Source organism: Streptomyces sp. NPDC044061 (assembly GCF_056434305.1).
In genome coordinates, this window is sequence record NZ_JBWKFL010000012.1 from 1 (window position 1) to 26379 (window position 26379).

At 70.8% G+C, this 26379-nt stretch carries 22 protein-coding genes and 1 tRNA gene; 9 read left to right on the forward strand and 14 right to left on the reverse strand.

The window, feature by feature from the left end; translation table 11 throughout:
- A partial coding sequence (locus AC07CM_RS20295; protein WP_478877800.1) for a hypothetical protein occupies positions 1 to 210 on the forward strand: 210 nt, incomplete at its 5' end.
- Positions 211 to 559: 349 nt separating this feature from the next.
- Here the strand turns inward: AC07CM_RS20295 and AC07CM_RS20300 are convergent.
- Positions 560 to 1441 (reverse strand): hypothetical protein, encoded by an 882-nt coding sequence (locus tag AC07CM_RS20300; protein WP_478877801.1) that lies wholly within the window; start codon positions 1439 to 1441, stop codon positions 560 to 562.
- Between the two features lie 84 nt (positions 1442 to 1525).
- Complete coding sequence (locus AC07CM_RS20305) at positions 1526 to 3283, reverse strand: glycoside hydrolase family 35 protein (RefSeq protein ID WP_478877802.1); 1758 nt, start codon at positions 3281 to 3283, stop codon at positions 1526 to 1528.
- A 98-nt stretch (positions 3284 to 3381) separates the two neighbouring features.
- Here AC07CM_RS20305 and AC07CM_RS20310 point away from each other — a divergent pair, with 98 nt between their 5' ends.
- The 3 genes from AC07CM_RS20310 (at position 3382) to pepN (ending at position 7232) form a co-directional block, all read left to right on the forward strand.
- The gene (locus AC07CM_RS20310) at positions 3382 to 4260 is read left to right on the forward strand and encodes a helix-turn-helix domain-containing protein (protein WP_478878059.1); all 879 of its coding nucleotides are present in this window, start codon (positions 3382 to 3384) and stop codon (positions 4258 to 4260) included.
- Between the two features lie 56 nt (positions 4261 to 4316).
- On the forward strand, positions 4317 to 4667 hold the full coding sequence (locus tag AC07CM_RS20315; protein ID WP_478877803.1) for a chorismate mutase: 351 nt from the start codon (positions 4317 to 4319) through the stop codon (positions 4665 to 4667).
- A gap of 84 nt (positions 4668 to 4751) precedes the next feature.
- On the forward strand, positions 4752 to 7232 hold the full coding sequence (gene pepN / locus AC07CM_RS20320) for an aminopeptidase N (RefSeq protein WP_478877804.1): 2481 nt from the start codon (positions 4752 to 4754) through the stop codon (positions 7230 to 7232).
- A gap of 69 nt (positions 7233 to 7301) precedes the next feature.
- On the opposite strand, the gene AC07CM_RS20325 is transcribed toward pepN, so the two are convergent.
- A complete protein-coding gene (locus AC07CM_RS20325; protein ID WP_478877805.1) occupies positions 7302 to 7850 on the reverse strand; it encodes a GNAT family N-acetyltransferase in 549 nt (182 codons plus the stop codon).
- 335 nt (positions 7851 to 8185) lie between these two features.
- Here AC07CM_RS20325 and AC07CM_RS20330 point away from each other — a divergent pair, with 335 nt between their 5' ends.
- Together AC07CM_RS20330 and AC07CM_RS20335 are read left to right on the forward strand one after the other, a co-directional pair.
- Entirely contained in the window at positions 8186 to 9544 is a 1359-nt protein-coding gene (locus AC07CM_RS20330) for a pyridoxal phosphate-dependent decarboxylase family protein (protein WP_478877806.1), read from the forward strand.
- Positions 9541 to 10953, forward strand: a complete 1413-nt coding sequence (locus AC07CM_RS20335) for a lysine N(6)-hydroxylase/L-ornithine N(5)-oxygenase family protein (RefSeq protein ID WP_478877807.1) — start codon at positions 9541 to 9543, stop codon at positions 10951 to 10953. The genes AC07CM_RS20330 and AC07CM_RS20335 overlap by 4 nt, the downstream gene beginning before the upstream one ends.
- Before the next feature lie 84 nt (positions 10954 to 11037).
- Here AC07CM_RS20335 and AC07CM_RS20340 read toward each other — a convergent pair whose 3' ends face one another.
- A complete protein-coding gene (locus AC07CM_RS20340; RefSeq protein WP_478877808.1) occupies positions 11038 to 12843 on the reverse strand; it encodes a bifunctional metallophosphatase/5'-nucleotidase in 1806 nt (601 codons plus the stop codon).
- Positions 12844 to 12992: 149 nt separating this feature from the next.
- Here AC07CM_RS20340 and AC07CM_RS20345 point away from each other — a divergent pair, with 149 nt between their 5' ends.
- A complete protein-coding gene (locus AC07CM_RS20345; protein ID WP_478877809.1) occupies positions 12993 to 13688 on the forward strand; it encodes an SIMPL domain-containing protein in 696 nt (231 codons plus the stop codon).
- Positions 13689 to 13868: 180 nt separating this feature from the next.
- A complete protein-coding gene (gene pyk / locus AC07CM_RS20350) occupies positions 13869 to 15305 on the forward strand; it encodes a pyruvate kinase (RefSeq protein WP_478877810.1) in 1437 nt (478 codons plus the stop codon).
- Positions 15306 to 15369: 64 nt separating this feature from the next.
- Here the strand turns inward: pyk and AC07CM_RS20355 are convergent.
- Positions 15370 to 15444: transfer RNA gene (locus AC07CM_RS20355), tRNA-Leu, on the reverse strand.
- Positions 15445 to 15544: 100 nt separating this feature from the next.
- Between AC07CM_RS20355 and AC07CM_RS20360 the strand changes: the two genes are divergently transcribed.
- The gene (locus AC07CM_RS20360) at positions 15545 to 16201 is read left to right on the forward strand and encodes an ANTAR domain-containing response regulator (protein WP_478877811.1); all 657 of its coding nucleotides are present in this window, start codon (positions 15545 to 15547) and stop codon (positions 16199 to 16201) included.
- A gap of 76 nt (positions 16202 to 16277) precedes the next feature.
- Here AC07CM_RS20360 and AC07CM_RS20365 read toward each other — a convergent pair whose 3' ends face one another.
- The 9 genes from AC07CM_RS20365 to AC07CM_RS20405 all read right to left on the reverse strand — a co-directional run bounded on the left by AC07CM_RS20365 (position 16278) and on the right by AC07CM_RS20405 (position 26350).
- Positions 16278 to 16994: an ABC transporter ATP-binding protein gene (locus AC07CM_RS20365; RefSeq protein WP_451351538.1), complete on the reverse strand. Its 717-nt coding sequence runs from the start codon at positions 16992 to 16994 to the stop codon at positions 16278 to 16280.
- The gene (locus AC07CM_RS20370; protein WP_478877812.1) at positions 16991 to 17956 is read right to left on the reverse strand and encodes an ABC transporter ATP-binding protein; all 966 of its coding nucleotides are present in this window, start codon (positions 17954 to 17956) and stop codon (positions 16991 to 16993) included. Before AC07CM_RS20370 ends, AC07CM_RS20365 begins: the two co-directional genes overlap by 4 nt.
- A gap of 5 nt (positions 17957 to 17961) precedes the next feature.
- A complete protein-coding gene (locus AC07CM_RS20375; protein WP_478877813.1) occupies positions 17962 to 19803 on the reverse strand; it encodes a branched-chain amino acid ABC transporter permease in 1842 nt (613 codons plus the stop codon).
- A gap of 5 nt (positions 19804 to 19808) precedes the next feature.
- On the reverse strand, positions 19809 to 20741 hold the full coding sequence (locus tag AC07CM_RS20380; RefSeq protein ID WP_478877814.1) for a branched-chain amino acid ABC transporter permease: 933 nt from the start codon (positions 20739 to 20741) through the stop codon (positions 19809 to 19811).
- A gap of 114 nt (positions 20742 to 20855) precedes the next feature.
- The gene (locus AC07CM_RS20385; protein WP_478877815.1) at positions 20856 to 22094 is read right to left on the reverse strand and encodes a branched-chain amino acid ABC transporter substrate-binding protein; all 1239 of its coding nucleotides are present in this window, start codon (positions 22092 to 22094) and stop codon (positions 20856 to 20858) included.
- A gap of 289 nt (positions 22095 to 22383) precedes the next feature.
- Positions 22384 to 22992 (reverse strand): Tat pathway signal sequence domain protein, encoded by a 609-nt coding sequence (locus tag AC07CM_RS20390; RefSeq protein WP_478877816.1) that lies wholly within the window; start codon positions 22990 to 22992, stop codon positions 22384 to 22386.
- Positions 22989 to 23417, reverse strand: coding sequence for a hypothetical protein (locus tag AC07CM_RS20395; RefSeq protein ID WP_478877817.1), 429 nt, complete (start codon positions 23415 to 23417; stop codon positions 22989 to 22991). The genes AC07CM_RS20390 and AC07CM_RS20395 overlap by 4 nt, the downstream gene beginning before the upstream one ends.
- A 54-nt stretch (positions 23418 to 23471) precedes the next feature.
- Complete coding sequence (locus AC07CM_RS20400) at positions 23472 to 23963, reverse strand: PaaI family thioesterase (RefSeq protein ID WP_478877818.1); 492 nt, start codon at positions 23961 to 23963, stop codon at positions 23472 to 23474.
- Between the two features lie 47 nt (positions 23964 to 24010).
- A complete protein-coding gene (locus tag AC07CM_RS20405; RefSeq protein ID WP_478877819.1) occupies positions 24011 to 26350 on the reverse strand; it encodes an FdhF/YdeP family oxidoreductase in 2340 nt (779 codons plus the stop codon).
- Positions 26351 to 26379 lie beyond the last annotated feature (29 nt).

Genomic DNA, 26379 nt, shown 5'->3' on the forward strand with positions numbered 1-26379 from the left:
GCGGACCGTCTTCACGCCGGCCCCGACCGCCTGAGCAGCACCAGCATTCGACATCCCGTCAGCACACGCCAGGATGATCCGAGCTCGCTCAGCCGTACGCCGGTCCGGCAGCCCCGCCCGGCGCACAAGCTCGACCCGCTCGTCCTCGGAAAGAACGATCTCAACAGCAGCAGGACCCCGATGCGCCATGAAAATAAAGGTACCAACTAACCCTCAGAAATTCTGGCGCATCACACTAGGGCCTCTCTTGCGGATCCTGCCGGGGTCGCGGGGTCTGGCACGCGCATCCGCCGCGTTGTCGTCGGTTGCCGACTCCCCCACGCTCGGCTTCGCTCGCGCGGGGGCACCCCCATCGCGTCGACGCACTCCTCCGCCTTGCAGCTGCACGCACCCGACCCAGTTCAGGTCGGACAGAAGGCGACGCCGCTTCGAGCCGGCCTGATCCGAAAGAAAGGCCCCAGCGGGGTACAGCCGGCCGGGCGGGCGACGACCGCACGCCGGCGCCCGCTCATGACGACAGCGGGGGTCTGGGGGCGGAGCCCCTGGCCAGGCCTTGACCCTAGGTGTCACACTCCAGCACCGTCCTGCACAACCCGCACCGCGCCCGGACCCGCCCCCGTACCGGCACCCTGATCCGCTGGTGGCAGGTCGGGCAGGGGAAGGAGACGCGCAGGTGGCCGGCGGGGTCGGGGGTGAAGGCGTAGGGGGCCGTCGGCTGGACGCCGGCGGCATGGCGTCGGTCGTGGGCGTAGCGGCGGCGGCCCGCCCAGCCGGCCGCGGTCAGCGGCGGCTGCTGCTCGTCCCGGCGGGCCCGGTCCATGCCCTTGGCGTAGGCCGTGTAGGCCTGCGGGCTGGTGAACCACACGGAGGGATCCTCGTGGAAGAGCAGGGAGCGTTTGGCGAGGACGTAACCGAACTCCTCCGGGGTGAGATAGCCGAGCTTCTGGGAGGAGACACCGTCCTCGCGGAAGGCGTCCAGCAGCAGCCAGCCCGCGCCGAGGTAGGTCGCCACCGTGTCCGTCAGGATCTCGTTCTCCGCCGTGGTGGGGAAAGCGAGGTCGAGGCGGTGCAGGTAGACGTGGGTGACCTCGTGGGCGAGCGCCGCACCGATGTCCCTGCGGTGGGTGCGGAAGCGGTCGTTCAGCTCGACGAAGTACTCGGGGCCCGCCGCCAGTTCCACGTTGGCCGCGTGGGTCATCTCCCGGAAGCCGACGATCAGCCGGGCGTCCGGCAGCCGGAAGTGCCGTACGATCTCGCGGGCCACGCGCTGCGCGCCCAGATGCAGGTCGTCCGTGTCGCAGAAGGCCACGTCGGCGGGGGCCACGCTGGCCGAGAAGGTCTGGACGGTGTCGTAGGACAGCCGCTTGTACAGCGCGGTGACGGCGGCCCGCACCGTCTCCAGGTGCGGGTAGCCGTGCTCGACCGGTCCGCCGTTCGCCACGTCCGACCCCCAAAGACGCCCGGAACTCCTTTCCACTCTATGCGGGCGTGACCGGATTTTCGCCGGTCGTGGTTCCCCTCCGGCTCAGACCGGCAGCAGCCGGGGAGCGCGCGGCCCCGGGCCCGCCTCCTGCAGCTCCAGCACCCACACCTCGTTCGCGCCCTCCCGCAGCACCGGACCGGGGACGTACAGGGACCGCTGCGGCCCCACGGACCAGTAGCGGCCCAGGTTGAAGCCGTTGACCCAGACGAAGCCCCGGGTCCAGCCCGGCAGTTCCAGCCGGGCGTCCCCGCCCCCGCGGACCGTGACGGTGCCCCGGTACAGCCCCGCCGCCCCCTCCGCGGACGGCGCGGCGAAGGGCACCGCCTCCACGCCGTCGGCGAAGGCGTCCAGATCGAGCCCACGCGCGCGTACACCGTGCAGATACTGCCGCTCGTGCAGGACGCCCCCGGTGACGCCCTTCGGCTCCCCGGAGCGCGGCCCGTAGTTGACCCTCCCCAGGGACTCCACCCACAGCTCCACGCGCGCGGGGCCCGCGACGGGCTCCTTCAGCCGGGGCTCGTCCTCGGTGAGCACTCCGGCCCGCTCGCCGTCGACGTACACCACCGCGAGATCCCGGAGCCCGCGCGCGGTGAGCGGGTACGGCTGCCGCGGCCCGGGCACCTCCACCTGGTAGCGCACGAGGCCCCGGCCGACGCCGAGTTCCTCGAACGTCGGCGGCACGGGCGTCACGCTCTCCGCGCCGCCGAGCGCGTCGAGCACATCGTCCGAACCGGCCCATCCGGTGAGCGACACCTCCGTTGGAGAACCCAACGCCGCTGGTGACGGCGGCACTTCGGGCAGGGGATCGGGTCCGTACTCGGCCAGCACCTCGCGGAAGCGCCAGTACTTCTCCGTGGGGCGCCCGTACTCGTCGACCGGCGCGTCGTAGTCGTACGAGGTCACGTCCGGCTCCAGCGGGCCCTCGTGCAGCTCGCCGCCGCCCCGGTTGGCGCCCGCCCAGCCCGCGAAACTCGTGCCGCCGTGCGCCATGTACAGGTTCACGGAGGCACCGCACTCCAGGATCTCCCGCAGTGCTCCCGCCGCCTCCCCGGGATCCCGTACGACGTGTTCGCCGCCCCAGTGGTCGAACCAGCCGCACCAGAACTCCATGCACATCAGCGGCCCCCCGGGACGGTGCCGGCGCAGTGTCTCGAAGGCCGCGCGCGCGTCGGAGCCGAAGTTCACCGTGGCGAGCACCCCGGGCAGCGAGCCGCCGGTGAGCATGTGGTCCTCGGGGCCGTCCGAGGTGAACAGCGGGACCGTGACCCCCTTGATCCGCAGCAGCTCGGCGAGCTGTCCGAGATAGTCCGCGTCCGAGCCGTAGCTGCCGTACTCGTTCTCGACCTGCACCATGATCACGGGGCCGCCGCGGTCGATCTGCCGGGGCACGATCTCGTGCATCAGATGGTGGAACCAGTTCCGTACGTGGAACAGGAAGCGCTCGTCACGGGTACGCGCGCGCGTGCCCGGCTCGCCCGTCACCCAGTGCGGCAGCCCGCCGTTCTCCCACTCGGCGCAGATGTAGGGCCCAGGCCGCACGATCGCCCACAGGCCCGCCTCGCGGACGGCGTCCAGGAACCGGCCGACCGCCCGCACGTCCCGGAAGGTGCCGGCACCGGGCTGGTGCAGGTTCCACGGGACGTACGTCTCCACGCAGTTGAGACCCATCGCCCGCAGCGTCTCCAGCCGGTGCCGCCAGTGCCCCTCGTGCACCCGGAAGTAGTGCAGCGCACCGGACAGCAGCCGCACCGGCCGCCCGTCCAGCAGGAAGTCGGATTCCCCCACTGTGAACTCGCTCATGCGCCCCAGCCTCGCCTCTGGCGGCGCGCCGCGCCATGGACGAAGATCGGCGCTGTTTGGACAAAAGTCCGCCGTCGCCGACGCCGGGAGGAGCGCCGATTTACCACACCTGGATGCGGTTCTTCAGCCCCGGTCCCGCCCACCACCGCCTCGGCCTGGTCTGCCTCGGCGTCGGCCTCCAGCACGGCGCGCTGCCCACGGTCGGCCCCCGCACCCTCGACCACCACGTGGCCGTGGTGATCAGCACCGGCGGCGGCTGGTACCGGGGCGCCGACGGCCGCCGTACGAGCGTCACCGCGCCCGCGCTGCTGTGGCTCACCCCCGGAGTGCCGCACCACTACGCGCCCGATCCGGACACCGGCTGGGACGAGGGCTTCGTGGACTTCGCCGGGCCCGCCACCGCGACCTACACGGAGCTCGGCTACATCGAGCCGGAGCGGCCCGTCGTCCCGCTCTCGGACGCGTCCGGGCCCCGGGCGGTCGTCGCACGCGTCGCCCGCGCCGCTCGCCGCGGCAACCCCCTGCTGGAGGTCGAGACCGCCGCCGCCGTCCACGAGCTGCTCGTCGCCCTGCGCCGGGCCCGCGCCGACCTCGCTCCCGACGGCGACGAGGTGCTCGAGGCTCTGGCCCGGGACGCCTGCAGACCGATGAGCGTCGCCGACCACGCCGCCCGGCACGGCATGAGCCCGGCCGAGCTGCGCAGCGCCGTCCGCCGGGCCGCGGGATGCAGCCCCAAGGACTACCTCCTCGGCATCCGCCTGGGCCGCGCCAAGGAGCTGCTCGCCGCCACCGAACTGCCCGTCGCCGCAGTCGCCCGCCGCGTCGGCTACGACGACCCCGCCTACTTCTCCCGCCTCTTCACCCGCCGGGTCGGACTCGCGCCCGTCCGCTTCCGCGCCCAGCAGGGCCGCAGTGTCCCCGGCGGTTGGAGCGACCGGATCCCGGACCCGGACGATCCTCCGACGATCGGCGACTGACCGCATGCTGATCAACCGGTGATCGTGCGGTACCGCGCCCCTTAGGGTTGACGCCCATGACCATCAGCAACACCGGTACCGGTGACGTCGACCCCGCGGTCCGCCAGGAGCTGGAGCGGTTGCGCGAGAGCATCGACAACATCGACGCGGCAGTCGTCCACATGCTCGCCGAGCGCTTCAAGTGCACCCAGCAGGTCGGCCGGCTCAAGGCGGTGCACCAGCTGCCGCCCGCCGACCCGGCCCGCGAGGCGCGGCAGATCGAGCGGCTGCGCCGCCTCGCCGAGAACGCCAAGCTCGATCCGGCGTTCGCCGAGAAGTTCCTGAACTTCATCATCGCCGAGGTGATCCGGCACCACGAGTCCATCGCCGAGGACACCGCCAACGGGCAGCCCGCCTCGGCCGACTGACCGGGCCGGGACACCGGACCCGGACAAAATACGTGTACTGATCCACCCCTGTGCGCTGTCGGTCCGATCAGGCAGCATGGCTGCATGTCCGTCATCACGCGCGACGAAGCGCAGCTCCGAGCACAGTTCCTCGACGTCCACCGCTACACGGTCGAGCTCGACCTGACCACGGGGGACGAGACCTTCGACTCCCGCACCGTGATCAGGTTCACCGCGCGGACCGCCGGGGACACGTTTGTCGAGCTGAAGCCGGCCGAGCTGCGCGCCGTCACGCTCGACGGACAGCCCCTCGACCCCGAGTCCCTGCACGAGGACCGGCTGCCGCTGCGGAACCTCACCGCGGGCGAGCACGAACTGCGCCTCGACGCGGCCATGCCCTACTCCCGCACCGGCGAGGGCATGCACCGCTTCACCGACCCCACCGACGGCGAGACGTACGTCTACACGCAGCTGTTCCTGGACGACGTCCAGCGTGTCTTCCCCGCCTTCGACCAGCCCGACCTCAAGGCGGTCTTCGAGCTCACCGTCACCGCGCCCGAGGGCTGGACCGTCCTCGCCAACGGCGTCACCGAGCACGTCGGCGGGGGCCGCTGGCGGGCCGCCCCGACCCCGCTGATCTCCACGTATCTCGTGGCCGTCGCCGCGGGCCCCTGGCACTCGGTGCGCACCGAGCACCGCGGCCTGCCCTTCGGCATCCACTGCCGCCGCTCCCTCGCGCCGCACCTCGACGCCGACGCCGACGAGATCCTCGAGGTCACGCGCGCGTGCTTCGACCGCTACCACGAGAAGTTCGAGGAGCCCTACCCTTTCGACTCCTACGACCAGGCGTTCGTCCCCGAGTTCAACGCCGGCGCCATGGAGAACCCGGGCCTGGTCACCTTCCGTGACGAGTTCGTCTACCGCTCCGCCGTCACCGACACCGAGCGGCAGACCCGCGCCATGGTCATCGCGCACGAGATGGCCCACATGTGGTTCGGCGACCTCGTCACCCTCAAGTGGTGGGACGACATCTGGCTGAACGAGTCCTTCGCCGAGTACATGGGCTACCAGACCACCGCGGAGGCCACCCGCTTCACCGACACCTGGATCGACTTCGGAGTCGCCCGCAAGGCCTGGGGCTACGACGCCGACCAGCGCCCCTCCACCCACCCGGTCGCACCCGAGGCGGTCGACGACACCGCCGCCGCCCTGCTCAACTTCGACGGCATCTCCTACGCCAAGGGCGCCTCCGCGCTGCGCCAGCTGGTGGCCTGGCTCGGCGAGAAGGACTTCCTCGCCGGTATCAACATCCACATCAAGCGGCACCGGTTCGCCAACGCCACCCTCGCCGACTTCATCGACTCCCTCGCGGCGGCCACCGAGCGCGACGTGCACGCCTGGGCGGACGCCTGGCTGCGCACCACCGGCGTCGACACCCTCACCCCTGCGATCGAGTCCGCCGAGGGCACCTGCGCCCTGACCGTCGACCGCGCGGGCAGCCGCCCGCACCGCGTCACCGTCGGCCTGTACGACCGTGACCTCACCGACGAGGGCCGCCTGACCCTGCGCGAGCACATCGGCCTCGACGTCCCGCAGGCCGCCCCGCAGCCGATCGGCAAGCGTCCCGCGCTGGTGCTGCTCAACGACGGCGACCTGACCTACGCCAAGATCCGCTTCGACACCGAGTCGTTCGACGCGCTCCGCACGGGCCTGGCCGGACTGCCCGACCCGCTCACCCGCGCGGTGGTGTGGAACGCCCTCCGGGACGCCGTCCGCGACGGCGAACTCCCGGCCGCCGCCTACCTGGAGACGGCCCGCGCCCACCTCCCGCTGGAGACCGACCTGGCCCTGGTGCAGGGTGTCCTGGCGTTCGCCTCCGGCCACGTGGCCGACCGCTACCTGAAGCCCGAGGACCGCCCGGCCGCCCTCGCCACCCTCGGCTCCCTCTGCCGCGACCTGCTGCGCCGCACCGAGGACGGCGACAACCCCGGCCTGCGCCTGATCGCCGTACGGCACTTCATCGACGTCGCCGCACACCCCGACACCATCGCCGCCTGGTTCGCCGACGGCACGGTGCCCGGCGGGCCGGAACTCGACCCCGAGCTGCGCTGGCGCATCCTCGGCCGGCTCGCCGTGCTCGGCGCCACCGACGAGGCCGCCATCGCCGCCGAGCTGGAGCGCGACCCGTCCGCCACCGGCCAGGAGGGCGCCGCGGCCTGCCGTGCCGCCCTGCCCGACCCCGAGGCCAAGCGCGCCGCCTGGGAGGCGATGTTCGCCACGGACGACCTCTCCAACTACCTGTTCACGGCCACCGCGCGGGGCTTCTGGCAGCCCGAACAGGCCGACCTGGTACGGGAGTACGTGCCGCGCTACTACCAGGACGCGGTCGCGGTGGCCGCCCGCCGCGGCCCGGCCATCGCGACCGCCGCCGGCCGCTGGGCGTTCCCGTACCACGCCGTCGACGCCGAGAACCTCGCCCTGGGCGAGGCCTGCCTGCGCGAGGCCGACCCGAACGTCGCCCTGCGCCGCAGGCTGGTCGACGAACTGGACGACCTGGCCCGGGCGCTGCGGGTACGGGGGGAGTAGGACCGGGAACCCCGCACAGCCCACGGCGGGCCGAGCGGCCGCCGCGCGCCGAGGACCTCCGGCAGGTCCCTAACGGCGCCGCAGGCGCAGCTCGGCCCGCCGTACCTCCGCCCCGCGCGGTCCCGCACGCCGGTTGCCCACCTCGGCCGCGGTGGGCGCAGGGGCGTGCAGGGTGAAGCCGAGCCGCTCCAGGAAGCGCTCGCCGCAGCGCCAGCCGGCCGGGACCGTCGCCGTGACCAGGGACACCGCCTCACCGCGGGTCAGCAGGGCCTCGGCCAGCGCACGGCCGAGGCCCCGGCCCCGCACCCAGGGCGCCAGCAGGAACACGCCCACCGCCACCGCGCCCGGCTCCGGATGGTCCCGTACGGCATCCACCAGTCCCGCGACCACGCCGTCCCGTTCCAGCACCAGGAGAACCTTGTCCTCGGGGCTCGCGCCCTCCGGCAGCGAGTAGAACAGGCTCTGCACGTCGCCCGGCCCCGACGGCAGCCCCGTCGCCGCCACGAACCAGTCCTCGCACTCGTCGAACAGCGTCAGCAGCGGCACCTCGTCGGCGGGACCGGGCTCGCGCACCACCACCCGCTCACCGGGCACGTCGATCATCCACGCGTCAACCATCCGACCGACGTTAGCCGCGGGCCACTGCCCGTTCCAACGTTCCAACGTGTTTTCCCCGTACGGCAGTACCCACTTTCGGGTTCCGTTCGTCGGTCTTTCGGGACGCGCGGCCATCTACCGGTACAAGCTGGAAGCCCCCGTACAGAAGCCGCGGTACCGCAGCCCTCGCGAACCACGTACGGAAACCCATGTATCCCTCGTAACCCCCGTAACCCCCGTTACCCACGTAGCCCCTCGTAGCCCTCGTAGCCCTCGTAGCCCTCGTACAGAAACCCTCGAACCAGCCGGAAGCCCCCCACGGTCGCCCCCTGCCCCCGCGCCCCGGAGGAGAGCCCATGAGCATGCCGCCCCTAGCCTCAGGACCCGACGGACCCGGAGCCCTGCGGCCGCTCCTGGACACCGTCCTGGACGCTCTCGAAAGCGGCGGCCGGGCCCGTGGCGGGCCGCTGCCGGCCGGAGGGCCCGAGGCCGTCGCCGCGCGGGTCGCCGACGCCCTCGGGGACGTCCTGCCGGACGAGGGCGACCCCGACGCCCTGCGTGCCCTGGTGCACGCCCTGGCCGAGGGCGCCGCCGACCCGGCCGACCCGCTGTGCGCGGCCCATCTGCACTGCCCGCCGCTCGCCGTCGCCACCGCCGCCGACCTCGCCGTGAGCGCCCTCAACCCGTCCCTGGACTCCTGGGACCAGGCCCCGGCCGCCGCCGCCCTGGAGGCCGAGGTCACCCGCGCCCTCGCCCACCGGATCGGCCTCGCCGACGCCCTGGTCACCACCGGCGGAACCGAGTCCAACCAGCTCGCCCTGCTGCTCGCCCGCGAGGCCCACGGCGGCAGCGTCCGGCTGGTCTGCGGGGCCAACGCCCACCACTCCCTGCCCCGCGCCGCCTGGCTGCTCGGCCTGCCCGACCCGGTCGTCGTCCCCGCCCCCGGCGGCACCCTGGACCCGGCAGCCCTGGACGCCGCCCTCACCGCTCTCTCCGGCCCGCTGCTGGTCGCCGCCACCGCCGGCACCACCGACGCCGGGCTCATCGACCCGCTGCCCGAGATCGCCGGCCTGTGCACCGCCCACGGCGCCCGCCTGCACATCGACGCCGCCTACGGCTCGGGCCTCGCCTTCAGCGACCGGCACCGGGAGAAACTCGCCGGGATCGAAGCCGCGCACACCGTCACCCTCGACCTGCACAAGCTCGGCTGGCAGCCGGCCGCCGCCGGCCTGCTCGCCGTGGCCCGGCCCCGCGAGGTGGCCGTCCTGCACCAGCGCGTCGACTACCTGAACGCCGACGACGACACCGAGGCCGGACTCCCCGACCTGCTCGGCCGCTCCCTGCGCACCACGCGCCGCCCGGACATCCTCAAGATCGCCGTCACCCTGAGGACCCTGGGCCGCGGCGGACTGGGCGACCTGGTCGATCAGGTCTGCGCCCGCGCGCGCGAGTTCGCCGCACTGGTCCAGGGCCACCCCGGCTTCGAGCTGTACGACCGGCCCGTCATCAGCACGGTCCTGTTCCGGCCCGCCGACGCGGACGACGAAGCCGTGGCCGCCGTACGCCGCGGGCTGCTGCACGAGGGCCGGGCCGTCCTCGGCCGGGCCCGCCTCGACGGCCGCCTGTGGCTCAAGGCCACCCTCCTCAACCCCCACACCCGGCCGGACGAACTGGCCCAGCTCCTCAAACTCGTAGAAGGAACGACCCCCAGATGACCCTCCCCCCACGCCACGAGCCGGAGTCCCCCCGCGACCTGGTCGGCATCGGCATCGGACCGTGCAACCTCTCCCTCGCCGCGCTCGCCCACCCGCTCGCCGAACTCGACGCCGTCTTCTACGAACAGCGCCCCGCCTTCGACTGGCACCCCGGTCTGCTCATCGAGGGCGCCACCATCCAGGTGCCCTTCCTCGCCGACCTGGTGACCCTCGCCGACCCCACCAGCCCCTGGAGCTTCCTCACCTACCTCAGGGCCCATCAGCGGCTGTTCCCCTTCTACTTCGCCGAGCGCTTCCACATCCAGCGCGCCGAGTACGACGCCTACTGCCGCTGGGTCTCGCAGAACCTCCCCGGCCTGCGCTTCCGGCACCAGGTCGACGCCGTCCGCTGGAACCCGGAACGCGACGTCTTCGAGGTCGACTTCAGCCGGCTCGACGCCGAGGGCGGGACCGAGGCGCTCGGCCGCACCTACACCCGCAACATCGTCCTCGGCGTGGGCACCGTCCCCTATGTGCCCGACCCCCTCAAGCCCCTCGTCGAGGCACCCGGCGTCCCGGTCGTCCACGCCGCGGACTACCTCGACCACCGCGCCGCCGTCCTCGCCGCCGAACACGTCACCGTCGTCGGCTCCGGACAGTCCGGCGCCGAGGTCTTCCTCGACCTGCTGCGCCACCGTCCCACGGGCCGAGAGAAGCTGCACTGGATCGGCCGCACCGAGGCGTTCGCGCCGATGGAGTACTCCAAGCTCGGCCTGGAGCACTTCACACCCGACTACACCCGCTACTTCCACGGTCTCTCCGAGCCCGTGCGCGACCGGCTGATCGCCGCCCAGTGGCAGCTGCACAAGGGCATCGACGCCGGCACCCTCGCCGCCATCCACGACGAGCTGTACCGGCGCACCCTGGACGGCGGCTGGCCCGACGCCGTCCTCACTCCCGGCGTCCGCGTCCGCACCGCCGGCCGCATCGCCACCAGCAAGGTCGAACTCCACCTCGAGCACCTCCAGCAGGGCAGCCGCTCACGGCTCACCACCGACGCCGTCGTCCTCGCCACCGGCTACCGCGAGCGCCCGCTCGACCGGATCCTCACCGGACTGGACCCCTACCTGCGCCGGGACAGCAGCGAACGCCCGCGCATCGACGAGGAGTTCCGGTTCGTCCTCGACCCGTCGGTCATCGGGTCGGTGTACGTCCAGAACGCCGAACTGCACACCCACGGCGTCGGCGCCCCCGACCTCGGCCTCGCCGCCTGGCGCAGCGCCACCATCCTCAACTCCCTTACCGGGAAGGAGCCGTACCCGCTGCCCACGCGAACGGCCTTCACCACCTTCGGACTCGAGGACCCCGGCGCCCGGCTGCCGCAGGCCCGGCAGGGGCAGCGGCTGACTCCGCTGGTCGAGGAGAGGTGACCGCGGCAGCGGCGACGGCCGTCACGCCGACGGCGACGGCGCGAAGGTGATCGCCGGCGCCGTCGACCTGTCACCTCTCGCCCTCTAGAACACCGGCGTGCCGTCGCGGGTCAGCTTCCAGTCCACGGACGCGAAGTCCTTCGGGTCCAGTACTCCCTTGGCGGTGACCCACTCCGCGATCCGGGTGCGGATCTCCGTCGACTCCGACCACAGCTCCTGGGCCGAGGCGACGTGCGGGAAGGCGCCGCCGCCGTTGGCGCGGTAGTTGTTCACCGCGAGCACGAACTGCTGGGCGTCGTCCAGCGCGGCCCCGTTGTAGGTCAGGTTCTTGATCCGCGACCCGGCCGGCTGGGCGACGTCGATGTCGTACGACATGCCCGAGACGTAGTCGTAGTTGTAGTCCGGACGGCCGCCCGCGTTCGTCAGCTTCTCCACGTCGACGCTCACGTCGGCGGCCGTCCGGACGTAGTACTCCGCCGAGTACTCCAGGTACGCCCGCACCTGCGCGCCCGTGAGCAGCTTGGCGACCAGCGTGTTGTCGTACACGTACAGGCTCGAGAGGTCGCGGATGGTCACGTCGCCGGACGGGATCTCGGAGGTGCGGGAGAACGGCGAGGCCTGCGCGATCACCGGCAGCGAGGCGTACGCGGTGCCCGCCAGCGCGGCCTTGACCACGTCCTCCTGGACCTTGGTGATCAGGTCGATGATCGGGGCGTCCTTGTAGCGGGCCTCGACCGTGGTCAGGGTGTCGGTCGCCCGGCCCACCACCTGGTTGACGTACGCGACGACCTTCGCGTGCTCGTCCTTCAGCAGCTTGGTGATCTTCGGGTCGTCGGCGACGGCGTTGGAGTTGCGCAGCGAGGCGGAGACCGACTCCACCTCCCACTTCCCCTTGCTGAACACCAGCTCGATGTCGAAGAGGGTCAGCCGTTCGGCGTAGCACAGCGGCTCCGAGAGCACGACCGTCCTGCCGGTCTGCTCGTTGGTGACCTTCAGCTCCGGGATCTCCAGGTGCGCGTGGCCGACCAGGACCGCGTCGATGCCGGGCACCTGCCGGGCCACGTTGGCGGCCGCGTTCTCCACGTACGGCACCTGGTCGCCGTACGACGACGTGCCCGACGTACCCGAGTGGGCCGAGACCACGACCACGTCAGCGCCGAGCGACTTGAGCCTCGGCACCCACTTCGCGGCCTGCTCCTCCAGGCCCTCGAACTTCAGCCTGCCCTGCACGTAGGCCTTGTCCCAGATGGCGATGCCCGGGTTGGTCAGACCGAGGACGGCGACCTTGACCGGCTTGGCGCCCGGCACGTGGAACGTCTTGATGAAGTACGGCGGGAAGGCGGGCCTGAGCGTCTTGGCGTCGACCGCGTTGGCGCCGAGCAGCGGGAAGTCGAGCTGGTCCTCGAACTTTCGCAGGGTCTCGATGCCGTAGTTGAACTCGTGGTTGCCGAGCGCCGCCGCGTCGTACCCGATCGCGTTCATCGCCTGCGCCATCGGGTGCACCGGGCCGCCCTTGGCGGTGATCGGGTCGACCTTGGCGTAGTAGTACGTCAGAGGGGTGCCCTGGATCGTGTCGCCGGCGTCCAGCAGCAGCGTGTTGCAGTGGCCCTTCTCCGCGCGCACCTGGTCGACCAGGGTGGAGATACGGGCCAGGCCCATCGCGTTGCCGGCCTTGTCGGAGTACTCCGCGTCCTTGAAGTAGTCCCAGTTGAAGACGTGGCCGTGCAGGTCGGTGGTGCCCATGACGGTGAGGGAGTGGCGCTTCACGTGCTTCCCGGCCCCCTTCGGCTCAGCGGCCTCGGCCGCCGGAGCCGCCGCCGCACCGGCGATCGCCACTCCCGCCCCCGTGGCGGCGGACTTCTTCAGGAACTTCCGGCGGTTCAACGGCATCTCTCGGTCTCCTCGGGGAATGGTCAACAACGCGCGTAGATTCTGACCCGTGCATGACGGACGGCAACAGGTCCAGGAGGTTTCGATCCGGTGACCTATTGCGTGAACTCCGGCCGCCCGAGCGGGATGCACGTGACAGAGTGGGACGTATGACCTCTCCGCCGGCCGGTCCGTACGGCACCCCCGACGCCCCCCTCCTCGCGGTGCGGGGCGAGGCCGAGTTCGACGTCGAGCCCGAGGTCGCGCGGATCAGCGTCACGGTCAGCGCGCGAGGCCGTGACCGCCGCTCCACGCTCGACGACCTCACCCGGCGCAACGCGGCCGCCCTCGACCTGGTCAAGTCCTACGGAGAAGCGGTGGAACACGTGTCCACCGGTGCCGTCTCCCTGACTCCGGAACTCTCCGAGCACGGCCGGGGCGAGCGCGTGCGCAGCTACCACGGCCGGGTGCATATCGGCGCCGAGCTGAGCGACTTCACCGTTCTCGGCGAACTCACCACCCGTCTGGCCGACTTGGAGCTGACCCGGGTCGACGGCCCCTGGTGGTCCCTGCGGCCGGACTCGCCGGTGCACGCGCGGGCCCGGCGGCGGGCGGTCGAAGAGGCGCTCCAGCGGGCCCGGGAGTACGCCGAGGCTCTGGGCACCTCGATCGCCGCGCTGATCGAACTGGCCGACACCGGCGCCGAGCGCCCCCACCCGGGCCGCGCGCCCTTCGAGCGCGGCGCCCGCCGGATGGCCGTGGCGGCGGTCGACGAGCCCGCCGAACCGCTCGATCTCGAACCCCCGCGACTGCGCGTGAGCGCTCAGGTCGGCGCGCAATTCACTATGCGGCCCCCGCGGATCTGAACGGTTCTGAACGGTCAGGACGGCGCCGCTCCGAATGGGCCGAACAGCGCAGCCGTAAATTCGCTCATAGGAGCGGGTCACCGCACAATTCAACACTTGTCAATAGCCCTTTACCCAAAGGTTGTTGAGTGGTCACGTAGCCCGGATTCTCTACCGACGGGTAAGGCCTAGGCTCGAATCATGCGCCGAGCAAAGATCGTTTGTACTCTGGGGCCCGCCACGGACTCGTACGACCAGATCAAGGCACTGGTCGAGACGGGAATGGACGTCGCCCGTTTCAACCTCAGCCACGGCACTCATGCCGAGCACGAGGAGCGATACCAGCGCGTGCGAAAGGCGGCCGACGAAACCGGTCGCAGCGTCGGAATCCTGGCCGACCTTCAAGGTCCGAAGATCCGGCTCGGCCGCTTCGCCGAAGGACCCGTACTCCTTGAACGCGGTGACTCCTTCACCATCACCGTCGAGGAGGGCGTCGAGGGCGACCGCCACCAGTGCGGCACCACCTACGCCGGCCTCGCCGCCGACGTCACCCCCGGCGAGCGCGTCCTCGTGGACGACGGCAAGGTCTGCCTGGAGGTCACCGCCGTCGACGGCCCCCGCGTCCGCACCCGGGTGGTCGAGGGCGGTGTGGTCTCCGACCACAAGGGTCTGAACCTCCCCGGCGTCGCCGTCTCGGTGCCCGCCCTCTCCAAGAAGGACGAGGACGACCTGCGCTGGGCGCTGCGCACCGGCTTCGACGTCGTCGCCCTCTCCTTCGTCCGCACCGGCAGGGACGTCGCGGACGTCCACCGCATCATGGACGAGGAGGGCCGCCGCCTCCCGGTCATCGCCAAGGTCGAGAAGCCGCAGGCCGTCGAGAACATCGACGACATCGTGGCCGCCTTCGACGGCATCATGGTCGCGCGCGGCGACCTCGGCGTGGAGATGCCCCTGGAGCAGGTCCCGATCGTGCAGAAACGCGCCATCAAGCTCGCCCGGCGCAACGCCAAGCCGGTCATCGTGGCCACCCAGATGCTCGATTCGATGATCGACAACTCCCGCCCGACCCGCGCCGAGGCCTCGGACGTGGCCAACGCGGTCATCGACGGCACCGACGCGGTGATGCTGTCCGGCGAGACCAGCGTCGGCAAGTACCCGATCGAGACCGTGCGGACCATGGCGAAGATCGTCGAGGCGGCCGAGGAGGACATCCTCGCCAAGGGACTGCCGCCGCTGACCGAGCGGAACAAGCCCCGCACCCAGGGCGGCGCGGTCGCCCGGGCCGCCGCCGAGATGGGCGACTTCCTCGGGGCGAAGTTCCTGGTGGCGTTCACCCAGTCGGGGGATACCGCCCGCCGGCTCTCCCGCTACCGCTCGCCGATCCCGCTGCTGGCCTTCACCCCGGAGCCGGCCACCCGCTCCCAGCTCAGCCTGACCTGGGGCGCGGAGACCTTCCTCGGCCCGCACGTCGGCTCCACGGACGCCATGGTCGAACAGGTGGACGAGCTGTTGCTGAAGTACGGCCGCTGCCGAAAGGGCGACGTCGTGGTCATCACGGCAGGTTCACCGCCCGGTGTCTCCGGCTCGACCAACATGGTCCGGGTGCACCACATCGGCGAGGACGACAGTCCCAAGTGAACGACAGAGGGCCCCTAACCGAGAGGGGCCCCGCAAATACGCTGACCTTGAAATCCAAGGAAGGTGCCCCGGGTCGGACTCGAACCGACACTGTACGGGTTTTGAATCCGTTGCCTGCTGCCAATTGGGCTACCGGGGCTCGCAGAATCCAAGGTTTCCCCCGACCCTCCGCGCGTCCACCTTACCGTAGCTAGGTAGGCTCTTGTCAGCAGTACCCCTGCCCTGAACGAGGAGCCCCCGTGACCGCCGAGTCGCCCCAGCCCGTAGACGCGCCCGACGACGACAAGTCGCACGTGCCTCCGCTGACGACCCGTGTCGTCATCGCCGAGGACGAGGCCCTGATCCGGCTCGACCTCAAAGAGATGCTCGAGGAGGAGGGGTACACCGTCGTCGGCGAGGCCGGGGACGGCGAGCAGGCCGTGGAACTGGCCCGCGAGCACAGGCCGGACCTGGTGATCCTCGATGTGAAGATGCCCAAGCTCGACGGCATCTCCGCGGCCGAGAAGATCGCGGAGGAGTCCATCGCCCCGGTCCTCATGCTCACCGCCTTCTCGCAGCGCGACCTCGTCGAGCGCGCCCGGGACGCCGGTGCCATGGCCTATCTGGTGAAGCCGTTCAGCAAGAGCGACGTCGTACCGGCCATCGAGATGGCCGTCTCCCGCTTCACCGAGCTGAAGCAGCTGGAGCAGGAGGTCGCCGACCTGACCCAGCGGCTGGAGACCCGCAAGCTGGTCGACCGCGCGAAGTCCATCCTGCAGACCGAGTACGGGCTGACCGAGCCCGCCGCCTTCCGCTGGATCCAGAAGACCTCCATGGACCGCCGGATGTCGATGCAGCAGGTCGCCGAGGCGGTCATCGCGGACAGCGAGGAGAAGAAGGCCGCGAAGAAGGACTGACCCGCCCGGCAGACGTACGACGAGGCCCGCGCCCCGGAGAAGAGGGCGCGGGCCTCGTCGTGGTCGTGGCCGGTCCTCAGTCCTCGCCGAGGTAGGCCTTGCGCACGGACTCGTCGTGCAGCAGGTCCTGACCGGTGCCGGACAGGACGATGCTGCCGACCTCCATGACATGGCCCTGGTCGGCGAGCGAGAGCGCCGCCTGGGCGTTCTGCTCGACCAGCAGGATCGTCGTGCCCTGGGACTTCAGCTCGGCGATCGTCGCCATGATCTTCTGCATCATGATCGGCGACAGACCCATGGACGGCTCGTCCAGCATCAGCAGCTTCGGCTGGGACATCAGCGCCCTGCCCATCGCCAGCATCTGCTGCTCACCGCCCGAGAGGGTGCCGGCGGCCTGCTTCCTGCGCTCCCCGAGGATGGGGAAGAGCTCGTAGGCGCGCTGTATGTCCTTCTCGATGCCCGGCTTGTCGCTGCGCAGGAACGCACCGAGGCGCAGGTTGTCCTCGATGGTCATGCGCGGGAAGATGTGCCGCCCCTCGGGGGAGTGGGCGAGTCCCAGCGAGACCACCTGGTGTGCGGGGACCTTCTTCAGCGACTTGCCGTTGAACCTGATCTGCCCGCCGACCGGCTTGAGCAGGCCGGAGAGCGTGCGCAGGGTGGTGGTCTTGCCGGCGCCGTTGGTGCCGATGAGGGTGACCACCTGGCCGGCCTCGACCTTGAAGGAGATGCCCTTGACGGCCTCGATCTTGCCGTAGGCGACCCGCAGGTCCTCTACTTCGAGCAGTGCGGTCATCGGTCGTTCTCCTTGCCGGGCGCGGCGTCCGACGTGGTGTCGGCGTCCGTCGTGGTCTCGGCGTCCGTCGTGGTGCCGGCGTCCGTCGTGGTCCCCGCGTGCGCCTCGGCCGCCTCGACCTCGGCGACCTCATCGTCGCCGGGAGCGTCCTCGAAGGGCTCGCCGAGGTAGGCGGCGACGACCCGCTCGTCGCCCTGCACGGTCGCGCTGTCGCCCTCGACGAGCTTCTGGCCCTGCACCAGGACGGCGACGCGGTCGCAGAGGTTGAAGATGAAGCGCATGTCGTGCTCGATGACGAGGACGGCGATGCCCTTGTCCCGGATGGCGAAGACCAGTTCCTCGGTGGCCCGGGTCTCCTGCGGGTTCATGCCGGCGGTCGGCTCGTCCAGGAGCAGCAGGCCGGGCTCGCTGGCCAGCGCCCTGGCGATCTCCAGCTTGCGCTGTTCGCCGTAGGGGAGGTTGCGGGCGAGGTGCTCGGCCTTCGCCTCCAGGCCCACGAACTCCAGGAGTTCCATGGCGCGGGCGCGGGAGGCCGCCTCGGCACGGTGGAAGCCGGGGCCGCGCAGCAGCGCGGACCAGAGGCCCTCCTTGGTGCGGGTGTGGCGGCCGACGAGCACGTTCTCCAGGACCGTCATGTTGGCGAACAGACGGATGTTCTGGAAGGTGCGGGCGATGCCGGCGGCGGTGACCTTGAAGGACTTGGGCGGCAGGACGCTGCCCTTGTAGCGGACCTCGCCCTCGGTGGGCACGTACAGGCCCGTCAGGCAGTTGAAGAAGGTGGTCTTGCCGGCGCCGTTGGGGCCGATCAGACCGACGATCTCGCCGCTGTTGACGGTGAGGTCGACGTTGCGCACGGCCGTCAGACCGCCGAAGCGCATCGTGACGCCGCGGGCGTCGAGCACGACCTCGCCGGGGGCGGAAGCGCCGGGTACGGCGTCCTTGGTGGTGGTGTCGGTGGTCATCGTGTTCAGGCCCCTGCCTTGCTGAGGACGGCGGGCGCTTCGGTCTCTTCGTGGAATTCGAGCTGGCGGCGCCGGTTGGGGATGAGGCCCTCGGGGCGGAAGCGCATCAGCAGGACGAGCGCGACACCGAAGGCGAACAGCTGGTAGTCGCCCAGGAACTGGAGCTTGGCCGGGATCAGGTACAGCAGCGAGGCGCCGACCAGCGGACCGGAGATGGTGCCCATGCCGCCGAGCACCACCGCGGCCAGCAGGAAGGCCGAGTTGGGCGGCACCACGTGGGCGAACTGGTACTGCTCCGGGGTCACCGTGTAGGTGACGTGGGCCTGGACGGAGCCGGCGAGTCCGGCCATGCAGGCACCCAGGGCGAAGGCGATGAGCTTGACCCGGAAGCCGTTGATGCCCATGGCGAGCGCTGCCGTCTCGTCCTCGCGGATGGCGATCCAGGCGCGGCCGATGCGGGAGTCGCTGCTGCGCCGGAACACCACCACGACGATGAGCGTGATGAGCAGCATCAGCAGGAAGTAGTTCGCGAACCGGCCGACGGTGGTGCCGAGGAACTGGTGCTCCTGACCGAAGTCGAAGCCGAGGATGTTCAGGTTCGGGATCGAGGAGATGCCGTTGGAGCCGTTGGTGACGTCCGGGCCCGAGGTGCCGTCCATGTTGAGCACGGTGATGCGGAAGATCTCACCGAAGCCGAGCGTCACGATGGCGAGGTAGTCGCCGCGCAGTCGCAGGGTCGGGGCGCCGATGAGGACGCCGAAGACCATGGCGACGGCCGCACCGCACAGCGCCGAGGCCCAGAACGGCATGTTGACGTGCAGCGGCGAGGACTGCGAACCGGAGACCAGGGCCGCGGTGTAGGCGCCGACGCCGAGGAAGGCGACGTAACCGAGGTCGAGCAGACCGGCGAGGCCGACGACGATGTTCAGGCCGAGGGCGACGGTGGCGAAGATCAGGATGTAGACGCCGATCGTCGCGTACTGGTCGTCGGACTGGGTGAACGGGAAGGCGGCCGCGGCGAGGAAGGCACCGGTCATGGTGATGTTGCGGTGCCGCGCGGTGATCGCCGAGACCCGGGCCACGAGCCCGGCCTTGGCGAGTGCGCCGAAGCCGAAGCCGGCGGTGAGGAGGAAGCCGATGAACAGCTCGTCGTACTCGGTGCCGATGCCGTAGGTGAAGACCAGCAGGCCGAGCGCCATGGCCGCGACGATGACGAGAATCTCGGCGTAGGCGGGCAGCTTCCGGCCCGGGGCCGGGGCCTCGGAGGCGAAGGCCGCCTTGAAGGAGTTCCAGTTCTGGCGGGCGTTGTGCCGGAACAGCTCCCAGGCGCTGTCGTCCGGGTCGACGAGGTCCGGGGCCGGCCGCTCGAACGGCAGGGCCAGCGCACCGACCAGGGCGGCCAGCGTGGCGATCGCGACGACGAAACCGCCGGGCTCCAGGTTCACCACGCCGCCCAGCGTGACGCTGATGGCGATGACGGTGTACCAGGCGGTGGCGAAGGTGCCGAGCGCGGCCGTCTTCAGGGCGCTGTCGGCGCTGCCCGGGGTCAGCCACCCGAGGCCCTTGACGCCGTAGGAGGCGAGGCCGAGGAGCGTGGTGAGGACGCCGCCGATCAGGACGAGGACCTGCAGGCCGCCCGGGTAGCCGTAGACCGTGAGGTCGCCGGGGAACTCGGCGGTCCAGGTCCAGGCGAGGAACGTGGAGATGATCGTCAGGGCGCCGCCGCCGGTGGCGAGGGCCCGGCCGAGCGCTGCGGGAAGGCCGATGAGGCCGGACTGGGCGGCCACGGGAGCGCTCGCGGTCTCCGGGGTCTCCGGGGTCTCGGATGCGGTGGTCTGTGTGGTCATCGGTGTCACGCCCTGTCCGCGACGCGCTCGCCGAGCAGACCCTGTGGCCTGAACAGCAGCACGAGGATGAGGAGTACGAACGCCCAGACGTCTGCCCAGGACTGGCTGCCGAACTTGTCCATGCCGGGGATGTCGGCGATGTAGGCGGTGGACAGTGCCTCGGCGACACCGAGGACGAGGCCGCCGAGCATGGCGCCGTAGATGTTGCCGATACCGCCGAGGACGGCCGCGGTGAAGGCCTTCAGACCGAGGATGAAGCCCATGCGGAAGTCGATCTGACCGTACTTCAGGCCGTAGGCCACGGATCCGACGGCGGCGAAGGCGGCGCCGAGGGCGAACGCGATCACGATGATGCGGTCGGTGTTGACGCCCATCAGCTTGGCGGTGTCCGGGTCCTGCGCGGTCGCCTGCATGCCGCGTCCGGTGCGGGTGCGCATCACGAAGTAGGCGAGGATCGCCATGCTGAGCGGCGCCGCGGCGACCAGGAAGACGTCACCGGTCTGGATGGTGACACTGCCGATCTCGAACGGGCCGCCCGGGATGCTCGGGAAGGTACGGGCGGACTTGGCGCCCGGGTACCAGGCCCACACCGCCTGCTGCAGGGCGAGGGAGAGGCCGATGGCGGTGATGAGGGGCGCGAGGCGGGGGGCGGTGCGCAGGGGACGGTAGGCGAACCGTTCCGCCCCGACGGCGACCGTGACGGCCACGAGGACGGCGCCGATGAGCATCAGCGGCAGGGCCACCCACATGGAGGTGCCGTCGGGAAGGATGTACGCGTAGACCGTGAGCGCGCCGAACGCGCCGGTCATGAAAATCTCGCCGTGGGCGAAGTTGATGAGCTGGACAATGCCATAGACCATTGTGTAGCCGATGGCGACCAGCCCGTACATGGATCCTAGTAGCAGGCCGTTGACCAGCTGCTGCGGCAGTTCGTTCACCGCATGTCCTCCGAGACGTTCGGAAAGTTCGACGGATGGAGCCGGATGCGAGTCCGCGCGGGGCGCCAGTGGAACAGCGCCCCGCGCGGCTCGGATGATGCGGGTGTGGGTGCGTCAGCTGCCGTTGTAGGTGCCGGACTCCACGGCCTTCCAGGCCCCGCTGGTGACCGAGTAGACGGTGAGCTGCTTGTTGGTCGCGTCACCGTACTCGTCGAAGGAGACCTTGCCGGTCACACCGTCGAAGGAGACGTTCTGCATGGCCGCGGTGATCTTGGCGCGGGCGTCGGACGGCAGCTTGCCGCCGTTGTCGTCGACGACCTTCTTGACGGCCTCGATGATCGACCAGGCGGAGTCGTAGGAGTAGCCGCCGTACGCCGCGTACGCCTCCTTGTAGCCCGCCGCCTTGTAGTTGCCGACGAACTCCTTGGCGGAGTCGAGCGTCTCGACCGGAGCACCGACCGAGGTGGCGAGGTCACCGCTGCCGGAGGCACCGGCCAGCTTGATGAAGTCGTCGGCGTAGATGCCGTCGCCGCCGACCAGCGGGATCTTGGCGCCGGCGGCCTTGATCTGCTTGCTGAGCGGGCCGGCCTGCGGGTACTCGCCGCCGTAGTAGACCACCTGGGCACCGGAGTTCTTCACCTTGGTGGCGACCGCGGAGAAGTCCTTGGTGTCGGGGTTGATGTGCTCGGTGCCGACGATCTTGCCGCCGAGCTTCTTGAACTCGTCGGTGAACGTCCCGGCGAGGCCGGCGCCATAGGTCTTCTTGTCGTCGATGACGAAGGCCTTGGTCTTCTTGGCCTTGTTGTAGACGTACTGGGCGGCGAACGGGCCCTGGATGGCGTCCGTGGTCGCGGTGCGGAAGTACGACTTGTACTGGCGCGTCTTCGACTTGCGCCAGTCGGGACCCTGGGTCAGGTCCGGGCTGGTGTTGGCCGGGGAGACCTCGACCAGCTTGGCGTCGTCGAAGACCTTCTGCATCGACTGGGCGACGGAGGAGTTCAGCGGGCCGACGACACCGAGAACGTCCTTCTCGCCGACGAACTTGGTGGCGTTCGTCTGGCCGGAGGAGGGCTGGGCCTGGTCGTCGAGCGCCTCGATCTTGAAGGTGACGCCCTTGACGTAGTTCTTCTTGTTGGCCTGCTTGGTGGCGAGGTCCACCGAGTTCCGGATGCCCAGGCCGAGCGCGGACAGGTCGCCGGTCAGCGGGGCGTCGACACCGATGACGACGGTGGTGCCGCCGCCGTTGCCGGAGTCGGATCCCTTGTCGCCGCTGTCGCGCGAGCCGCAGGCGGTGAGGGTGAGTGCTCCCGCCGCCAGCGCGGCGGTGATGGCGATGAGCGAACGTTGACGCACGATCAGTCCTTTCCCCAGAACGACCGCTTCCCCGTGGAAGCGGTCGAGCCCGCGCGCCAGGCCGAAGTGAGAATCCGACGGCGCGGTGACTGGCCGTGACTCTAGGCGTGTGTGGGGAACGTGGAGGAGGGTCTGGCCGATGCTGTGACGCTCTTGTTATGACACGAGGTAATGCAGAGCGGTACGCGGTGGGGGGAACGCCGGAATTCAAGCCGATTCGCCCTGTCCGCATGGTGAGAACCCGCAGGACCCACGTTGATCCGATCAGGTGTCTCAGGGGTTTTGGTGATTACGCAACACTGTTGCTGCAGGCGACTTTCAGAGCCCTGGAGAGGTCCTGGGCGTAGCGCGGACCGAGGATGAAACTCTGATTCTGTATTGCGCGCGTATTACGTAGAGTTACTTCCAGGAAAGGCATCCCGGCGTCCTTCGGCGCTTTCCCGCATTCCGTCACATGCATCGTTATGGTGATCTTGCGGTGAGATCCTGCCTTTGTCCGGAAGGGGACGCGCGGTGCCGTGACCAGCGAGAGTCCGGCGTAGGGCTGTGTCACCCGGGTCACGGTCACCGGCGGACCCGCGCCGACGCTCAGCCGCACGTCGAAACCGAAGCTGCGGGCCGGCGCACCGGCCGGGGCGGCCCGGCCGTGGAGGTACGACATCGCCACCACCTGGGCGGGGTACGGCACTTCGGGCGGTGGCGGTTGCTTCGGGCGGGTCGCGTAGAGACAGCCGCCGCCGACGAGGACGGCCACAGCCGCGGCGACGGCGAGGAAGGCGCGGCGGTGGCGGGCGTACAGGGCCGTGAGACGTGCCCGTCGTGGGCCAACGGGCTTGTGCGGCACGGTTTCCCACGCGTGCGTGCCCTCGCCGGGCTCCAGCGGGCCGATGCCGCTCATCGCCACGGACCTCCGCTCGGGGTGCCGTGCCGGTACCGGTCGGCGCAGGCCCGGCGGGACTGACGGTCGATCAACTCATCTGCGGCAGTGCGTCCTTGACGCCGCTCGGCTGCCCGGGCGGCGTCCACGACGTTCCGCAGGATCTCGTACTGCCCGTTGGACAGGCCCATCGACTGGTAGTCGCCGTAGGTGCCGCTGTCGAGCACCGCGCGCGACCAGTGGGCGACGATCCTCGCGCACAGCTCCGCGTCGGACGCCGACGGTGCGTAGGCGGTGGCCGGGCCGTGGGCCGGGGGCCCGGACGCGCCCGCGCCCGGCCCGGCACCGTCCGTCCGGCCGCAGCCGGTCGCCGACAGCAGTACGGGCAGTGCCAGTCCGAGCGCCAGGAACCTCGATCCCCGGCGGGGGTCCCCATGCCGTGCCATGCGCCGACGCTAAGGGTCGGGACGGCGGGGAGCAACGGCCCGGCGGGGACCCGCTCAGTCGCCGGCGGGCCGGACGTGCGCCTCGTCGCCGGACCGCACGTCCCGCAGCAGGCAGGTGAGCCGGGCGCTGCACACCCGGCGGCCCTCCTCGTCGCTGATCACGATCTCGTACGTCGCCGTCGACCGGCCCCGGTGCACGGGCGTGGCCACGCCGGTCACCAGGCCCGAGCGGGCACCCCGGTGGTGCGTGCAGTTCAGGTCCACGCCGACCGCGATCTTCGAGCTGCCGCCGTGCAGCATGGAGCCGACCGAGCCCAGGGTCTCCGCCAGCACCGCGGACGCGCCTCCGTGCAGCAGCCCGTACGGCTGGGTGTTGCCCTCCACCGGCATGGTGCCGACGACCCGCTCCGCCGATGCCTCCAGGATCTGCACGCCCATCCGCGTGCCGAGGTGGCCCGCCGAGAACAGCGCGGGCAGGTCGACGCCGAGCGCGGCGTACTCGTCGATGATCTCCTGCGGGAATCTCACCTGCTGCTGCTCACCCATGGGCCCGGCTCCGTTCGTCGTACACCTGTCTCTGGCTGAGCAAACGCTCAGTCGGTTGCCGATTGTTCCAGACGGGTTTCCGGGCGGTCCTCGGGGCGGCCTTCCGGACGGTCGCCCAGCGCGTTCTCCAGGCGGACCACGACGGACTTGCTCGCCGGGGTGTTGCTGGTGTCGGCGGTGGCGTCCAGCGGCACCAGCACGTTCGTCTCCGGGTAGTACGCCGCCGCACAGCCACGGGCCGTCGGGTAGTGCACGACCCGGAAGCCGGGCGCCCGCCGCTCCACGCCGTCCTTCCACTCGCTCACCAGGTCGACGTACGACCCCTCCGCGACTCCCAGAGCCCGCGCGTCCTCGGGGTGCACCAGCACCACCCGGCGGCCGTTGGTGATGCCCCGGTAGCGGTCGTCCAGGCCGTAGATCGTGGTGTTGTACTGGTCGTGCGAGCGCAGCGTCTGCAGCAGCAGCCGGCCCTCGGGCAGCTCCGGGTACTCCACCGGCGCCGCCGTGAAGTTCGCCTTGCCTGTCGCCGTCGGGAAGCGGCGCTCGTCGCGCGGCGCGTGCGGGAGCGCGAAGCCGCCGGGGCGGGCGACGCGCGCGTTGAAGTCCTCGAAACCGGGGATCACGCGCGCGATGCGGTCACGGATCGTCGCGTAGTCCTTCTCGAACTCCTCCCACGACACCCTGCTGTCCGCGCCGAGCACCCGGCGCGCCAGCCGGCACACGATCGCCGGCTCGGACAGCAGCCGCGGGCTCGCCGGCGCGAGCCGCCCGCGCGAGGCGTGCACCATGCCCATGGAGTCCTCGACGGTCACGAACTGCTCGCCGCCGCCCTGCAGATCGCGCTCGGTCCGGCCGAGCGTCGGCAGGATCAGGGCACGCGCGCCCGTCACCACGTGGGAGCGATTGAGCTTCGTCGACACGTGCACGGTCAGCCGCGCGCGCCGCATGGCCGCCTCGGTCACCTCCGTGTCGGGGGAGGCGGAGACGAAGTTGCCGCCCATGGCGAAGAACACCTTCGCCTCGCCGTCCCGCAGCGCACGGATCGCCCGTACGACGTCGAAGCCGTGCTCGCGCGGCGGCGCGAACCCGAACTCCTTCTCCAACGCGTCCAGGAAGGCCGGGGCGGGCCGCTCGAAGATGCCCATCGTGCGGTCGCCCTGCACGTTGGAGTGGCCGCGCACCGGGCACACGCCCGCGCCCGGGCGGCCGATGTTGCCGCGCAGGAGGAGGAAGTTGACCACTTCGCGGATGGTCGGGACGGCGTGCTTGTGCTGGGTGAGGCCCATGGCCCAGCAGACGATGGTCCGTTGCGAGGCGAGGACCATGCCGAGGGCCTGCTCGATCTCCGCGCGCGTGAGGCCGGTGGCCGCGAGCGTCTGGTCCCAGTCGGCGGCGCGGGCGGCCTCGGCGAACTCCTCGTAACCGTGGGTGTGTTCGCGCACGAACGTGTCGTCGACCGCGCCCTCCGTCTCCAGGATCAGCTTGTTGAGGAGACGGAACAGGGCCTGGTCGCCGCCGATGCGGATCTGCAGGAACAGATCGGTGAGGGCGGCGCCCTTGAGCATGCCCTTGGGGGTCTGCGGGTTCTTGAACCGCTCCAGACCGGCCTCGGGCAGCGGGTTCACGCTGATGATCTTCGCGCCGTTCGCCTTGGCCTTCTCCAGCGCGGAGAGCATGCGCGGATGGTTCGTCCCGGGGTTCTGCCCCGCGACGATGATCAGGTCGGCCTTGTGGAGGTCCTCCAGCAGGACACTGCCCTTGCCGATGCCGATGGACTCGGAGAGCGCCGAACCGGACGACTCGTGGCACATGTTCGAGCAGTCGGGCAGGTTGTTGGTGCCCAGCTCCCGCGCGAAGAGCTGGTAGAGGAACGCGGCCTCGTTGCTGGTCCGCCCCGAGGTGTAGAAGACGGCCTCGTCGGGGGAGCCGAGGGCGGCGATCTCCTCGGCGACGATGTCGAAGGCACGCTCCCAGCTGACCGGCTCGTAGTGCTCCGCGCCCTCGGGGAGATGCATGGGGTGCGTGAGCCGGCCCTGCTGCCCCAGCCAGTAGCCGCTCCTGGTGGCCAGGTCGGCGACGGAGTGCGCGGCGAAGAACTCGGGGGTGACCCGGCGCAGGGTGGCCTCCTCGGCCACCGCCTTGGCGCCGTTCTCGCAGAACTCCGCCTTGTGCCGGTGGTCCGGCTCCGGCCAGGCGCAGCCCGGGCAGTCGAAGCCGTCCTTCTGGTTCACGCGCAGCAGGGTCAGCGCCGTGCGCCTCACGCCCATCTGCTGCTGTGCGATGCGCAGGGTGTGCCCGATGGCGGGCAGCCCCGCCGCCGCGTGCTTCGGCTCCGCGACCTGCGGCGCGTCCTGAACCGGATCACCCTTGGGCGGCTTCGTCGCCATCGCACGCTCCCCTTCGACTGCGTGTGACA

What these genes read in the sequence shown, in the direction of transcription:
- AC07CM_RS20305 (WP_478877802.1), bottom strand. Translation starts at nt 3,283, where the DNA reads ATGAGCGAGTTCACAGTGGGGGAATCCGACTTCCTGCTGGACGGGCGG.
- AC07CM_RS20315 (WP_478877803.1), top strand. Translation starts at nt 4,317, where the DNA reads ATGACCATCAGCAACACCGGTACCGGTGACGTCGACCCCGCGGTCCGC.
- pepN (WP_478877804.1), top strand. Translation starts at nt 4,752, where the DNA reads ATGTCCGTCATCACGCGCGACGAAGCGCAGCTCCGAGCACAGTTCCTC.
- AC07CM_RS20325 (WP_478877805.1), bottom strand. Translation starts at nt 7,850, where the DNA reads ATGGTTGACGCGTGGATGATCGACGTGCCCGGTGAGCGGGTGGTGGTG.
- AC07CM_RS20330 (WP_478877806.1), top strand. Translation starts at nt 8,186, where the DNA reads ATGAGCATGCCGCCCCTAGCCTCAGGACCCGACGGACCCGGAGCCCTG.
- AC07CM_RS20335 (WP_478877807.1), top strand. Translation starts at nt 9,541, where the DNA reads ATGACCCTCCCCCCACGCCACGAGCCGGAGTCCCCCCGCGACCTGGTC.
- AC07CM_RS20340 (WP_478877808.1), bottom strand. Translation starts at nt 12,843, where the DNA reads ATGCCGTTGAACCGCCGGAAGTTCCTGAAGAAGTCCGCCGCCACGGGG.
- AC07CM_RS20345 (WP_478877809.1), top strand. Translation starts at nt 12,993, where the DNA reads ATGACCTCTCCGCCGGCCGGTCCGTACGGCACCCCCGACGCCCCCCTC.
- pyk (WP_478877810.1), top strand. Translation starts at nt 13,869, where the DNA reads ATGCGCCGAGCAAAGATCGTTTGTACTCTGGGGCCCGCCACGGACTCG.
- AC07CM_RS20365 (WP_451351538.1), bottom strand. Translation starts at nt 16,994, where the DNA reads ATGACCGCACTGCTCGAAGTAGAGGACCTGCGGGTCGCCTACGGCAAG.
- AC07CM_RS20370 (WP_478877812.1), bottom strand. Translation starts at nt 17,956, where the DNA reads ATGACCACCGACACCACCACCAAGGACGCCGTACCCGGCGCTTCCGCC.
- AC07CM_RS20375 (WP_478877813.1), bottom strand. Translation starts at nt 19,803, where the DNA reads ATGACCACACAGACCACCGCATCCGAGACCCCGGAGACCCCGGAGACC.
- AC07CM_RS20390 (WP_478877816.1), bottom strand. Translation starts at nt 22,992, where the DNA reads ATGAGCGGCATCGGCCCGCTGGAGCCCGGCGAGGGCACGCACGCGTGG.
- AC07CM_RS20395 (WP_478877817.1), bottom strand. Translation starts at nt 23,417, where the DNA reads ATGGCACGGCATGGGGACCCCCGCCGGGGATCGAGGTTCCTGGCGCTC.
- AC07CM_RS20400 (WP_478877818.1), bottom strand. Translation starts at nt 23,963, where the DNA reads ATGGGTGAGCAGCAGCAGGTGAGATTCCCGCAGGAGATCATCGACGAG.
- AC07CM_RS20405 (WP_478877819.1), bottom strand. Translation starts at nt 26,350, where the DNA reads ATGGCGACGAAGCCGCCCAAGGGTGATCCGGTTCAGGACGCGCCGCAG.